Annotated in this window: 13 protein-coding genes; 9 read left to right on the top strand and 4 right to left on the bottom strand. The window is 68.0% G+C overall.

Annotated features, from left to right (window positions below):
- Positions 1-82: 82 nt before the first annotated feature.
- A complete protein-coding gene (locus K5L94_RS18265) occupies positions 83-340 on the bottom strand; it encodes a DUF2789 domain-containing protein (protein WP_010483993.1) in 258 nt (85 codons plus the stop codon).
- A gap of 106 nt (positions 341-446) precedes the next feature.
- Between K5L94_RS18265 and K5L94_RS18260 the strand changes: the two genes are divergently transcribed.
- From K5L94_RS18260 to K5L94_RS18240, 5 genes are read left to right on the top strand one after another with little or no spacing between them, the layout of a single operon-like run.
- Entirely contained in the window at positions 447-1,034 is a 588-nt protein-coding gene (locus K5L94_RS18260; protein WP_008267425.1) for a biliverdin-producing heme oxygenase, read from the top strand.
- A 31-nt stretch (positions 1,035-1,065) separates the two neighbouring features.
- Positions 1,066-1,533: a YbaN family protein gene (locus K5L94_RS18255; protein WP_053451376.1), complete on the top strand. Its 468-nt coding sequence runs from the start codon at positions 1,066-1,068 to the stop codon at positions 1,531-1,533.
- Positions 1,520-2,248, top strand: coding sequence for a tonB-system energizer ExbB (gene exbB / locus K5L94_RS18250; RefSeq protein ID WP_053450718.1), 729 nt, complete (start codon positions 1,520-1,522; stop codon positions 2,246-2,248). Before K5L94_RS18255 ends, exbB begins: the two co-directional genes overlap by 14 nt.
- Before the next feature lie 9 nt (positions 2,249-2,257).
- Positions 2,258-2,683 carry a TonB system transport protein ExbD gene (gene exbD / locus K5L94_RS18245; RefSeq protein ID WP_274511115.1) on the top strand — a complete coding sequence of 142 codons (426 nt, stop codon included), beginning with the start codon at positions 2,258-2,260 and terminating at the stop codon, positions 2,681-2,683.
- Positions 2,680-3,399: an energy transducer TonB gene (locus K5L94_RS18240; protein WP_274511114.1), complete on the top strand. Its 720-nt coding sequence runs from the start codon at positions 2,680-2,682 to the stop codon at positions 3,397-3,399. Before exbD ends, K5L94_RS18240 begins: the two co-directional genes overlap by 4 nt.
- Positions 3,400-3,518: 119 nt before the next feature.
- On the opposite strand, the gene K5L94_RS18235 is transcribed toward K5L94_RS18240, so the two are convergent.
- On the bottom strand, positions 3,519-5,546 hold the full coding sequence (locus K5L94_RS18235) for a sodium-translocating pyrophosphatase (protein ID WP_008266593.1): 2,028 nt from the start codon (positions 5,544-5,546) through the stop codon (positions 3,519-3,521).
- 278 nt (positions 5,547-5,824) lie between these two features.
- On the opposite strand from K5L94_RS18235, the gene K5L94_RS18230 reads away from it, so the two are divergent.
- Positions 5,825-6,328: a hypothetical protein gene (locus K5L94_RS18230; RefSeq protein ID WP_133935496.1), complete on the top strand. Its 504-nt coding sequence runs from the start codon at positions 5,825-5,827 to the stop codon at positions 6,326-6,328.
- Between the two features lie 72 nt (positions 6,329-6,400).
- On the opposite strand, the gene K5L94_RS18225 is transcribed toward K5L94_RS18230, so the two are convergent.
- Together K5L94_RS18225 and K5L94_RS18220 are read right to left on the bottom strand one after the other, a co-directional pair.
- Positions 6,401-6,790: a DUF488 domain-containing protein gene (locus K5L94_RS18225; protein ID WP_274511111.1), complete on the bottom strand. Its 390-nt coding sequence runs from the start codon at positions 6,788-6,790 to the stop codon at positions 6,401-6,403.
- 119 nt (positions 6,791-6,909) lie between these two features.
- Entirely contained in the window at positions 6,910-8,166 is a 1,257-nt protein-coding gene (locus K5L94_RS18220) for a 6-phosphofructokinase (RefSeq protein ID WP_053450713.1), read from the bottom strand.
- A 136-nt stretch (positions 8,167-8,302) separates the two neighbouring features.
- On the opposite strand from K5L94_RS18220, the gene K5L94_RS18215 reads away from it, so the two are divergent.
- From K5L94_RS18215 to K5L94_RS18205, 3 genes are all read left to right on the top strand, one after another.
- On the top strand, positions 8,303-8,866 hold the full coding sequence (locus K5L94_RS18215) for an adenylate kinase (protein WP_008268721.1): 564 nt from the start codon (positions 8,303-8,305) through the stop codon (positions 8,864-8,866).
- Between the two features lie 330 nt (positions 8,867-9,196).
- Entirely contained in the window at positions 9,197-10,561 is a 1,365-nt protein-coding gene (gene mpl, locus K5L94_RS18210) for a UDP-N-acetylmuramate:L-alanyl-gamma-D-glutamyl-meso-diaminopimelate ligase (protein ID WP_274511107.1), read from the top strand.
- The gene (locus K5L94_RS18205) at positions 10,558-11,136 is read left to right on the top strand and encodes an LON peptidase substrate-binding domain-containing protein (RefSeq protein ID WP_053450711.1); all 579 of its coding nucleotides are present in this window, start codon (positions 10,558-10,560) and stop codon (positions 11,134-11,136) included. The genes mpl and K5L94_RS18205 overlap by 4 nt, the downstream gene beginning before the upstream one ends.
- The last annotated feature ends 210 nt before the right edge of the window (positions 11,137-11,346 follow it).

The raw sequence follows: 11,346 nt of genomic DNA, 5'->3' as shown, positions 1-11,346 counted from the left end.
GGTGGGTGCGGACCCTGGTCCGCACCGCTCCTGCGCTGTAACGGGTAGCGCCGGGCCATGCCCGGCGCTGTCCATCGCGTGCTTACAGACCGGTCGCGGCCTTCACCGCGTCTTCGTGCAGCGATTCGTTCAGCTCATCCACCACCGTGCTCCACGCCGCATCGGCCTGCAGCGATTCAGACAGGAACTGGCGCTGGGCGTCGTTCCAGTACGGCGCCTCGACCACTTCCACATCGGTGGCCAGCTGGTGCTCGCGGATGAAGCGGGCGATGCCCTCGGCGCTGGCGTCCAGGCCGAGCTGCAGGAACAGGTTGGTCATGCGCGGTTCGGTGGTGATCATCATCGGTTCCTGCGGGAAGAAGGGATGGTCCATTATCGATGCACACGGCCTTGGGGAAAGCCCTGCGGCGAACGTCTACAGCACGACGACCCCCTTGGCATCCCCCATGAACGCACACATCGCCCCTGAAGACAGCCGCAGCCTGCGGCTCAAGGCCGCCACCCGCGACAGTCACGGCGCGCTCGACAAGCGCATCATGGCCGGCGACATCTTCGCCGACCGCAGCAACTTCGCCCGCTTCCTGCGCGTGCAGTACCGCTTCCACCGCAGCATCGACGCGCTGTATGCCAATCCTGCGCTGGACGCACTGCTGCCGGACCTCGGCGAGCGCCGTCGCCTGAAGCAGGTGTCACGCGACCTGCAGGACCTGGAACAGACCCTGCCGGGTGCGGACATTGCTGCGCTGCCGGCCGACCTCCCACTGCCGGCGGCGCTGGGCTGGCTGTACGTGGCCGAAGGCTCCAACCTCGGCGGCACCATCCTGTACAAGATGGCGGCCAAGCTGGGACTGGATCGCGACTTCGGCGCCCGCCACCTTGCCGCGCACCCGGATGGCGCCGCCCGCCATTGGCGTGAGTTCACCGCCGCACTGGACGCGGTGCCATTGAGCGCCGAGCAGGAACAACAGGTGATCGATGCCGCTGATGCCGCGTTCCGCAGCGTGCATGGCCACGTTGAAGTGGAATTCGCCTGATGTACGCCTGCCGCCTGCGGGCACCGCGCTGATGCGCTGGCTCTGGTTCGCGCTGGGTTGGGTGATGGTCGGGCTCGGTGTGATCGGCGCGCTGCTGCCGGTGATGCCGACCACCATCTTCCTGATCCTGGCGGTGGGCTGCTTCGCGCGCAGCTCACCGAAGTTCGAGCAGCGCCTGCTGGCGCATCCGCGCTATGGCCCGTCGCTGCGGCTGTGGCGCGAGCAGGGTGCGGTCTCGCGCAAGGGCAAGGCTTTTGCCAGCGCCGGCATGGCGGTGGGCTTCGCGCTGTTCTGCTGGGGGGCGCACCCGTCGTGGCGCCTGCTGCTGGGCGTGGGCCTGTTCTTCGCGGTCAGCGCCGGCTACGTGCTCAGCCGCCCGGCACCGCGGCTGGAGCCCACGCCTCTGGTGGAAGTGGACGATGCCAATGATCCGCGCTCGGCCCGCCGCCGTGCCGCGACCCCTGATGCTGATGGAAACCGAGACGATGCTGCCTGCTGACCTGGCCCCCGTGGCTGCCCCTGCACTGACGCCCTGGGGCATGTACCTGGCCGCCGACGTGGTGGTGAAGAGCGTGATGATCGCGCTTGCGCTGGCATCGCTGGCTACCTGGACCGTGCTGCTGGCCAAGGGCTGGGAGCTGGCCCGGCAGGCCCGCCAGCTGCGTGCGGCGCGCGCGCTGTTGCTGCAGGCGCCAAGCCTGCCGGCCGAAAGCGCGGAGGCCAGCGCGCAGCAGGGGACCGCGCTGGCCATGCTGGAGGCCGCACGCACCGAACTGCGTCTGTCGCAGGACCTGGACAGCCGCGACGGCATCAAGGAACGCGTCGCGTCGCGCCTTGACCGCATCGAGCTGGAGACCGCGCGCCTGCAGCGACGGGGCATCGGCGTGCTCGCCAGCATCGGCGCGGTGGCGCCGTTCGTGGGTCTGTTCGGCACGGTGTGGGGCATTATGAACAGCTTCATCGGCATCGCCCACAGCAACACCACCAACCTGGCGGTGGTCGCGCCGGGCATCGCCGAGGCCTTGCTGGCCACCGCGCTCGGCCTGGTCGCGGCGATTCCCGCGGTGCTGGTCTACAACCATTTCAGCCGCGTGCTGGCCAGCCTGCGCGGCCTGCTCGGTGATCTGTCCGCGGCCGTGCAGCAGCTGGTGTCGCGTGATCTTGATCGTGCCGTGCCGCGTGCTGCAGCGACACCGCTGCGCGCGGTGCACTGAGGCGCGGCGATGGCAATCAGGACCGCATCCGACCGCGATGACGCGCCGGAAGAAGCGCACGAGATCAACGTCACGCCCTTCATCGACGTGATGCTGGTGCTGCTGATCATCTTCATGGTGGCCGCGCCGCTGGCGACCGTGTCGGTGCCGGTACAGCTGCCGGCCAGCAGCGCCAGCGCCACGCCGCCGGAACAGGCGCCGGTGTATGTGACCGTGCAGGCCGACCTGTCGCTGCGCGTGGGTGAGCACCCGGTGGCGCGCGATGGGCTGGCGGCTGCATTGAAGGCCGCGACCCACGATGACAGCGGACAACGCATCTTCCTGCGTGCCGATACCGATGTGCCTTATGGCGAACTGATGGCGACCCTGGATGCGCTGCGCGCAGCCGGATACCTGAAGGTGGCGCTGGTCGGGCTGGAGCATGGCGCACGATGAGCGGACTGCGGCGCTGGGCGACCAGCCTGGCGATCGTGCTGCTGCTGCACGCGCTGCTGATCGGCGCGGCCTGCTGGTGGGCGGCGCGCGCGCCGGCGCTGACCGCCGCCGCCCCGCCCGCGGCGCTGATGCTGGAACTGGCGCCGATGGCGCAGGCGCCGCAGGTACCGCCGCGCGAGGTAGCCACTGGGCCGCTGCAGCAGCAACAGCAGCGGCAGGCGCCGACGCCGACCGTACGCGAGCAGCCGAAAGCACCCGTGCAGCCACAGGGCGATCTGCCTCCGCCCAAAGCACCGGAACCAACGCCCTCGCCGGAGACCGCCGACGCCAATGTCGCGCAGACCAGCGCACCGCCGCAGGTGGCCGCTGACGCCGCCGCGCGTTATACCGCACCGCAGACCACCGCCGGTGAGCGCAGTCGCGCGGAGGCGACCTGGGAAGGACGCCTGCTTGGGCACCTGCAGAAGCACCGCCGCTATCCGCGCCAGGCCGAGCGCCTGCGCCAGCAGGGCGTGGTCTTTGTGCGTTTCGCGGTCGCCCGCGACGGTGCAGTGTCGGGCCTGAAGCTGGGCCGCAGCAGCGGCTTCGAACTACTGGACCAGGAGACGCTCGATACCGTGCAGCGCGCCAGCCCGGTACCGGCGCCGCCCGCCGAAGTGGCCGGCGACCCGGTGCAGGTGATGGTGCCGGTGTCGTTCTTCCTGCGCGGGCGCTGACCAGCCGTTGCTTGAGCAAGCGGTCGGAGCCGTAGAGTCGAGCTTGCTCGACTGCTCTTGCGGTGCGGGCCAAAAGCAGTCGAGCAAGCTCGACTCTACGGGTTTGCGCATGGCGTGGATTACAGCAGCGGCACCAGCAGCAGCGCCACGATGTTGATGATCTTGATCAGCGGATTGATCGCCGGGCCGGCGGTGTCCTTGTAGGGGTCGCCGACGGTATCGCCGGTCACCGCGGCCTTGTGCGCCTCGCTGCCCTTGCCGCCGAAGTGGCCATCCTCGATGTACTTCTTGGCGTTGTCCCAGGCGCCGCCGCCGGTGGTCATCGAGATGGCCACGAACAGGCCGGTCACGATCGTGCCGATCAGCAGCCCGCCCAGCGCGCGTGGCCCCAGCAGCAGGCCGACCACCACCGGTACCGCCACCGGCAGCAGCGACGGCACGATCATTTCGCGGATGGCCGAGCGGGTCAGCATGTCCACCGCCCGGTCGTACTGCGGCTTGCCGGTGCCCTGCATGATGCCGGGGATCTCGCGGAACTGGCGCCGCACTTCTTCAACTACCGCGCCGGCAGCCCGGCCGACCGCTTCCATCGCCATCGCGCCGAACAGGTAGGGGATCAGGCCACCGATCAGCAGGCCGATGATCACCGTGTGGTCGCTGAGATCGAAGCGGAATTCCTGTCCTGGATGCGCGGCCTGCAGGTTGTGGGTGTAGTCGGCGAACAGCACCAGTGCGGCCAACGCCGCCGAACCGATGGCGTAGCCCTTGGTCACCGCCTTGGTGGTATTGCCCACTGCATCCAGCGGATCGGTGATGTCGCGGATCTCCGAAGGCAGCTCGGCCATCTCGGCGATGCCACCGGCGTTGTCGGTTATCGGGCCGTAGGCATCCAGGGCGACGATCATGCCGGCCATCGACAGCATCGCGGTGGCAGCGATGGCGATGCCGTACAGGCCGCCCAGTGCGAACGCGCCCCAGATCGCCGCGCACACCGCCACCACCGGTAGCGCGGTGGATTTCATCGAGATGCCGAGGCCGGCGATGATGTTGGTGCCATGGCCGGTGGTCGAGGCCTGTGCCACATGCTGCACCGGCTTGTACTGGGTGCCGGTGTAGTACTCGGTGATCCACACGATCAGGCCGGTCAGTACCAGCCCGATCAGCGCGCAGCCGTACAGCGCCATCGGACCGTGCACGTTGTCACCCATCAGCCCGGTGGTGATCGGGTAGAACGCAATCGCAGCCAGCACGCCGGAGACGATCACGCCCTTGTACAGCGCGCCCATGATCGAGCCGCCGGGCTTCACCTTGACGAACAGCGCACCGATGATCGAGGCGATGATCGATACGCCGCCCAGCACCAGCGGATACAGCACCGCGTTGGCGCCCGCCTCGGCCAGCATCAGGCTGCCCAGCAGCATGGTGGCGATGACAGTGACCGCATAGGTCTCGAACAGGTCGGCGGCCATGCCGGCGCAGTCGCCGACGTTGTCGCCAACGTTGTCGGCGATCACCGCCGGGTTGCGCGGGTCGTCCTCGGGAATGCCGGCTTCCACCTTGCCGACCAGATCGGCGCCGACGTCGGCGCCCTTGGTGAAGATGCCGCCGCCCAGGCGCGCGAAGATCGAGATCAGCGAGGAGCCGAAGGCGAGGCCGACCAGGGCGTGCAGCGCCTGTTCCATCGGCAGGCCCATGCGCAGCAGCAGTGCGTAGTAGCCGGCCACGCCCAGCAGGCCCAGCCCGACCACCAGCATGCCGGTGATCGCACCGCCACGGAAGGCGACGTCCATCGCCGCGCTGATGCCGTGGCGTGCGGCCTCGGCGGTGCGCACGTTGGCGCGTACCGACACGTTCATGCCGATGTAGCCCGCCGCGCCGGACAGCACCGCACCCACTGCGAATCCAATGGCGGTGTACCAGCTGAGGAAGATGCCGACCAGCACGAACAGCACCACGCCGGCGATGCCGATCGTCAGGTACTGGCGGTTGAGGTAGGCACGTGCGCCTTCCTGGATCGCGGTGGCGATCGCGATCATGCGTTCATTGCCGGTGGGTTGGCGCAGGATCCAGCGCGCCGAGACGATTCCGAACAGGATCGCGAGAATGGCGCAGCCCAGCGCCAGTGACAGCCCGTGACGTTCCAGCATTAGACCCCTCCGCAAAATGGATGGACAAGCATCCAGTGGCGATGAACGGCACCACGAGGGGGACGACGGGCTGCAGCCTGGAACCAACCCGTACCGACCTTGGAGGTCGTCCGACGTATGGCGGTGTTCAGCATTCCCTGGTGCCCGCAGTATGCGTTCGACGCACCGTAGAGTCGAGCTTGCTCGACTTTCCCCTGGCGCAAAGCGCGATCACGCCCTTTGCACCCCGTTAAGCCATGCTCTGCAAGCCTGCGAAGAGTCCAGAAGGAGATTCCCCCATGCGCCTGTCCCTGTTGATGCTTGCTGCCCTGGTGCCTGCCGCCCCGGCATTCGCCGCGGAAACCCCGGAGCTGCAGCGTGCGGTGGGTGCCCCGCAGGCGGTGGGCGCGGCGCATACGCTGCGCCAGATCCCCGAGGCCTGCGCGCGGCTGGAAGGCGTGTTCACCGGCGATGCGGCAGAGCCGTACCGCTTCTCCGCCGTGCGTACCAGCGAGCAGTGCCAGCCACGCGCGCGCTTCGTCGACTATGCCAAGGCACAGCCGAGTGCCGACAAGGGCTGGAAGCTCAACGATGTGATCCGCGTACCCAGCGCCGCGTGCCCGGCGCAGCAGGCGGTGGTGCGGGTGTGGCGCCTGCCGTCGAGCAACAAGGTCGAGCTGGATGGACAGGGCCAGTCGCGCATCTACCTGGAAGAGGCGAAGAAGCAGGCCGCCGCCGGCAAGATTCCGCAGGTGACGATGTTCGCCGCGCAGCTGCAGATGGAAGGCAAGGCCTGCAACTGAGGCCGTCCGGCGACGCGAATCCACGCGTGGCGTGACGTGAGGTAGAGCCGGCCGCTGGCCGGCAACCGGGCATCACCCGGCCAACGCCGCTCCCCGCGCCACCAGCAGCTCACGCAGGGCCTTGCGGTGGCAGTGTGCTTCATCTTCGCAGTAGCACCCTACGCTGATGTCGCTGTGCTGCGACAGCGCGGCCAGCAGGTCCAGCGCGTGGGCGGCATCGGGCGCCTTCATCTCGGCCTTGTAGTGGCGGAAGAACGCATTCCAGTCGGCCGCGGTTTTCGCCTCGTGCGCCTGCTTCACCAGCTCCGCGCTGGGCGACAGGGTCGGGAACCAGACATCGTACCAATCCTGACTGGCGAACTCGCTGCGCGGCACACCACGCGGCGGTCGCCGCACCGTGCCGATGCGCAGTCCCTCGCCGGCGACGCGTGGCGTACCGAGTCGAACTACTCGCAGTGCCATGGCACACCTCCAAAAAAAAAGGGGACGGAGGGGATTAAGTCGCAACCGCCCCAACGCTGATGGGGGAGGGATGACGGAGGGGCAGTTACGACTTAATCCCCTCCGTCCCCTTTTTCGGTTCAGCCCTCGAAGGGCGGCAGCTTCTGCTTCACCGCCAGGTTCTTCAGGGTGACGTACTTCGGCAGGCCGTCGGGGCCGTAGGGCAGTGGTGCTTCGCCCTTGATCAGCGGTGACAGGTAGGCGCGTGCCTTGGCGGTGATGCCGAAGCCGTCGCGGCGGATGAAGCCGGCCGGCATCTTCTTCTCGTGGTTGGCGATCTTCGACAGCGGCGCCGCTTCAATCTTCCAGCGGTACGGCGCGTCGCTGCTGCGCACGATCACCGGCATCACGCCGTTCTGGCCCTTCAGCGCCAACTGCACCGCAGCCTTGCCCACCGCCTGCGCCTGCTCCCAGTCGGTCTTGCTGGCCAGGTGCCGGGCCGAGCGCTGCAGGTAGTCCGGCAGGGCCCAGTGCACCTTCAGGCCCAGCTGGTCCTTGACCCGTCCGGCCAGGTGCGCGGCTACGCCGCCCAGCTGCGAATGCCCGAACGAGTCCTTGCCGCCGCCGGCATCGGCGACGAAGCGGCCATCGGCAGTGGCGATGCCCTCCGAGGCCACCACCACGCAGTAGCCGACGCGCTCGACCACCGCCTTCACCTTGGCCAGGAACAGCGCCTCGTCATAGGCGCGTTCGGGCAGCAGGATGATGTGCGGGGCTTCGTCATCGCCGTTGCCGGCCAGGCCCGCCGCCGCCGCCAGCCAACCGGCGTGGCGACCCATCGCTTCGTAGATGAAGACGCGGGTGGAAGTCTCGGCCATCGCCGCCACGTCCAGCGCGGCCTCGCGCACCGAGACCGCGGTGTACTTGGCGGCCGAGCCGAAGCCGGGGCAGGTGTCGGTAACCGCCAGATCGTTGTCGATGGTCTTGGGCACGCCGATGCAGGTCAGGTCGTAGCCCGACGCCTTGGCCAGCTGCGAGACCTTCAGCGCGGTATCGGCCGAGTCGTTGCCGCCGTTGTAGAGGAACCAGCGCACGTCGTGCGCGCGCAGCACCTCCAGCAGGCGGTCGTAACGTGCACGGTCAGCGTCCAGTGATTTCAGCTTGACCCGGCACGAACCGAACGCGCCGCCCGGGGTGTGGGCCAGCGCGCGGATGGCGGCGGCGCTCTCCTTGCTGGTGTCGATCAGCTCTTCGCGCAGGGCGCCGAGGATGCCGTTGCGGGCGGCCAGGACCTTGATGCCCTTGGCCCGGGCCTGCTCGATCACCGCAGCTGCGGTGGCGTTGATGACCGCGGTGACACCACCGGACTGGGCATAGAGGAGAGTACCGTTGCGCATGCTTCTACCTGCTCGGGGGAGGGGACATTGCAGGGACATTACCCGGATGCGGTAAAGTGGCGCTATTGCGGTGCAGCGATACCGGACCGTCCGGGACGCGAACCTTCTTTGTTTTCAACACGTTGGAGTCAGGTCAATGCGATTGGTTCTGTTGGGACCGCCCGGTTCGGGCAAGGGGACACAGGCGACGCGCCTGAAGGAAAAGCTGGGGATCGCCCACATTTCGACCGGTGACATGCTGCGCGCGGAAATCGCCGCCGGCACCGAGCTGGGCAAGCAGGCCAAGACGGTGATGGATGCCGGCAACCTGGTGTCGGACGACATCCTGCTGGGCATGCTGGAATCGCGCCTGACCCAGGCCGATGTCGCCAAGGGCTTCATCCTGGATGGCTACCCGCGCAATGTGGCCCAGGCCAATGCGATGGACGGCCTGCTGGCCAAGATCGGCCAGCCGCTGGACGCGGTGGTGCAGCTGGACGTGGCCACCGAGCTGCTGGTCGAGCGCATCGCCGGTCGTGCCAAGGAGCAGGGGCGTGCCGATGACACGCCGGAAGCGGTGCGCCAGCGCCTGCAGGTCTACAACGACCAGACCGCCCCGGTGGTCGACTTCTACGCCGGCCGTGGCACCCTGGCCCGCGTCGACGGCGTCGGTGAGCTGGACGAGATCGAAGCGCGCATCCTGGCGGCGATCAAGGCCTGATCCGGCCGGGCCGGCACACGGTTCCGGCCCTTGGGCGCAAAAAAACACAGGCCTGGTCCGCGAGGATCAGGCCTGTGTCGTTTGATAGGCGCCAGCAGAGGGCTTGCTCAGGGCCCCGCAGCATGAGCTCCCTTGGGGATGGCCTCTTGGGGAGTAGGACCGGTTCGGGTACTGCGGCTGGCAGTTCGAATTGTGTCCGGGTTCACAGAACATCGCTATCGGGAATTCCCTGACAGATGATTGGAGTTTTCTCACATCCTGTGTAGGACTTGTCTTACCCAAGCGCGGACATTGGCCCTATACAGCCGTCATCGGTCACAATCCTCGGTCATGAGCAGCGTACATATCCTTGCAATCGCCGGCACCTTCATGGGCGGCGTGGCCGCCCTGGCGCGGGAACTGGGCCATCCGGTCAGCGGCAGCGACCAGGCCATCTATCCGCCGATGTCCACCCAGCTGGAACAGCTGGGCATCACCCTGGACCAGGGCTATCGCGCCGACAGCGTGCCGGCCGGCACCGATGAGGTGGTGATCGGCAACGCGTTGTCGCGGGGCAACGCGGCCGTGGAGGCCGTGCTTGACGCTGGCCAGCGCTACATTTCCGGCGCGCAATGGCTGTCCGAACGGGTGCTGCCGGGGCGTGACACCCTGGCCGTGGCCGGTACCCATGGCAAGACCACCACCACCACCATCCTCACCTGGCTGCTGGAAAGCGCCGGGCGTTCGCCGGGCTTCCTGATCGGCGGCGTGGCCGAGGATTTCGGCGTCTCCGCCCGGCTCGGCCAGGGCCGCGAGTTCGTGGTCGAGGCCGACGAATACGACACCGCATTCTTCGACAAGCGCAGCAAGTTCGTGCACTACCGGCCGCTGGTGGCCATCCTCAACAACCTTGAATACGACCACGCCGACATCTTCCCGGACGTGGCGGCGATCCAGCGCCAGTTCCACCACCTGGTGCGCACGGTGCCGGCGCGTGGCCGCCTGATCGTCAACGGCGAAGACAAGTACCTGGCCGAAGTGCTGGCGATGGGCTGCTGGACCCCGGTCGAGCGCTTCGGATTCGATCCGTCGCTGGAGTGGCATGCCGAGCTGCTGGCTGCCGATGGCAGCGCGTTCCGCGTGCATCATCGGGGCCAGCCGCTGGGTGATGTGCAGTGGTCGCTGCTGGGCCGACACAATGTGCTCAACGGCCTGGCCGCGCTGGCGGCCGCGCATGCGGTAGGCGTGGCGCCTGCTGATGTGATCCCGGCGCTGGCGCGGTTCCGCAGCGTCAAGCGCCGCATGGAAGTGATCGGCAGCGTTGATGGCATCACCGTCTACGACGACTTCGCCCATCACCCGACGGCGATCGCCACCACGCTGGAAGGCCTGCGTGCCAGGGTCGGCGATGCACGCATCGTGGTCGCGATGGAGCCGCGCAGCAACTCGATGCGGCTGGGTGCACATGCACAGGCGCTGGCGCCGTCGCTGGCACTGGCCGATGAAGTGGTGTTCCTGCACCGCCCGGAGCTGGCCTGGGACGCTGCCGCGGTGATCGCCGCGGTACGCGGCCAAGCGCACGCGGTACCCGATACCGATGCCCTGCTGGCACAGCTGCAGTCCCATGCACGCAGTGGTGACCATGTGGTGTTCATGTCCAACGGTGGCTTCGACGGCGCACCGCGCCGCTTCCTCGCCGCCCTGCAGGCCCGATGAGCGCCGACGGTTCGCTGCCGCTGTTCCCGCTGCACAGCACGCTGGTGCCGGGTGCAGCGGTGGGCCTGCGCGTGTTCGAGCGACGCTATCTGGATCTGGTCCGTGACAGCGGCCGCAGTGGCGAGGGCTTTGGCGTCTGCCTGATCCTCGACGGCCAGGAAGTGGGCGCACCGGCGACGCCGGCGGCGTATGGCGTGCAGGTGCGCATCGAAGATTTCGATGTCGGCGCCGATGGCGTGCTGCAGCTGCGCCTGCGTGGCACCCGCCGCTTCCATGTCGAGCGCACGCGGGTCCGTGACAACGGCCTGGTGGTGGCCGACGTGAGTTGGTGCGAAGAAGATCCCGACGACGAACTGCGGCCACAGCATGCGCTGCTGGCCACGGTGCTGGGGCACATCATCGAACAGGCGGGCGAGGCGTATGCGCCGGCGAATCCGGCACTGCTGGATCAGGCGAGCTGGGTCGGTTGGCGCCTGGCCGAACTGCTGCCGCTGAGCGAGCAGCAGCGCCTGCAGCTGCTGCAGATGGACGACCCGCATCAGCGCCTGCAGCAGTTGCTGGGCTGGATGCCGTAGCCGGCAAAGGCCAACCAAGGTTGGCCACTACCAGAGCGCGGCGTAACTGGCAAACGCCAACCAGGGTTGGCCACTACCAGAGCGCGGCGTAACCGGCAAACGCCAACCAAGGTTGGCCACTACCAGAGCGCGGCGTAGCCGGCAAAGGCCAACCAAGGTTGGCGACTACCAGAGCGCGGCGTAACCGGTAGATGCCAACCTTGGTTGGCA

This window comes from Stenotrophomonas forensis (assembly GCF_028752115.1).
GTDB lineage: Bacteria > Pseudomonadota > Gammaproteobacteria > Xanthomonadales > Xanthomonadaceae > Stenotrophomonas > Stenotrophomonas forensis.
This window is presented reverse-complemented; position numbering and strand designations above follow the sequence as displayed.

What these genes read in the sequence shown, in the direction of transcription:
- K5L94_RS18265 (WP_010483993.1), bottom strand. Translation starts at nt 340, where the DNA reads ATGATCACCACCGAACCGCGCATGACCAACCTGTTCCTGCAGCTCGGC.
- K5L94_RS18260 (WP_008267425.1), top strand. Translation starts at nt 447, where the DNA reads ATGAACGCACACATCGCCCCTGAAGACAGCCGCAGCCTGCGGCTCAAG.
- K5L94_RS18255 (WP_053451376.1), top strand. Translation starts at nt 1,066, where the DNA reads ATGCGCTGGCTCTGGTTCGCGCTGGGTTGGGTGATGGTCGGGCTCGGT.
- exbB (WP_053450718.1), top strand. Translation starts at nt 1,520, where the DNA reads ATGCTGCCTGCTGACCTGGCCCCCGTGGCTGCCCCTGCACTGACGCCC.
- exbD (WP_274511115.1), top strand. Translation starts at nt 2,258, where the DNA reads ATGGCAATCAGGACCGCATCCGACCGCGATGACGCGCCGGAAGAAGCG.
- K5L94_RS18240 (WP_274511114.1), top strand. Translation starts at nt 2,680, where the DNA reads ATGAGCGGACTGCGGCGCTGGGCGACCAGCCTGGCGATCGTGCTGCTG.
- K5L94_RS18235 (WP_008266593.1), bottom strand. Translation starts at nt 5,546, where the DNA reads ATGCTGGAACGTCACGGGCTGTCACTGGCGCTGGGCTGCGCCATTCTC.
- K5L94_RS18230 (WP_133935496.1), top strand. Translation starts at nt 5,825, where the DNA reads ATGCGCCTGTCCCTGTTGATGCTTGCTGCCCTGGTGCCTGCCGCCCCG.
- K5L94_RS18225 (WP_274511111.1), bottom strand. Translation starts at nt 6,790, where the DNA reads ATGGCACTGCGAGTAGTTCGACTCGGTACGCCACGCGTCGCCGGCGAG.
- K5L94_RS18220 (WP_053450713.1), bottom strand. Translation starts at nt 8,166, where the DNA reads ATGCGCAACGGTACTCTCCTCTATGCCCAGTCCGGTGGTGTCACCGCG.
- K5L94_RS18215 (WP_008268721.1), top strand. Translation starts at nt 8,303, where the DNA reads ATGCGATTGGTTCTGTTGGGACCGCCCGGTTCGGGCAAGGGGACACAG.
- mpl (WP_274511107.1), top strand. Translation starts at nt 9,197, where the DNA reads ATGAGCAGCGTACATATCCTTGCAATCGCCGGCACCTTCATGGGCGGC.
- K5L94_RS18205 (WP_053450711.1), top strand. Translation starts at nt 10,558, where the DNA reads ATGAGCGCCGACGGTTCGCTGCCGCTGTTCCCGCTGCACAGCACGCTG.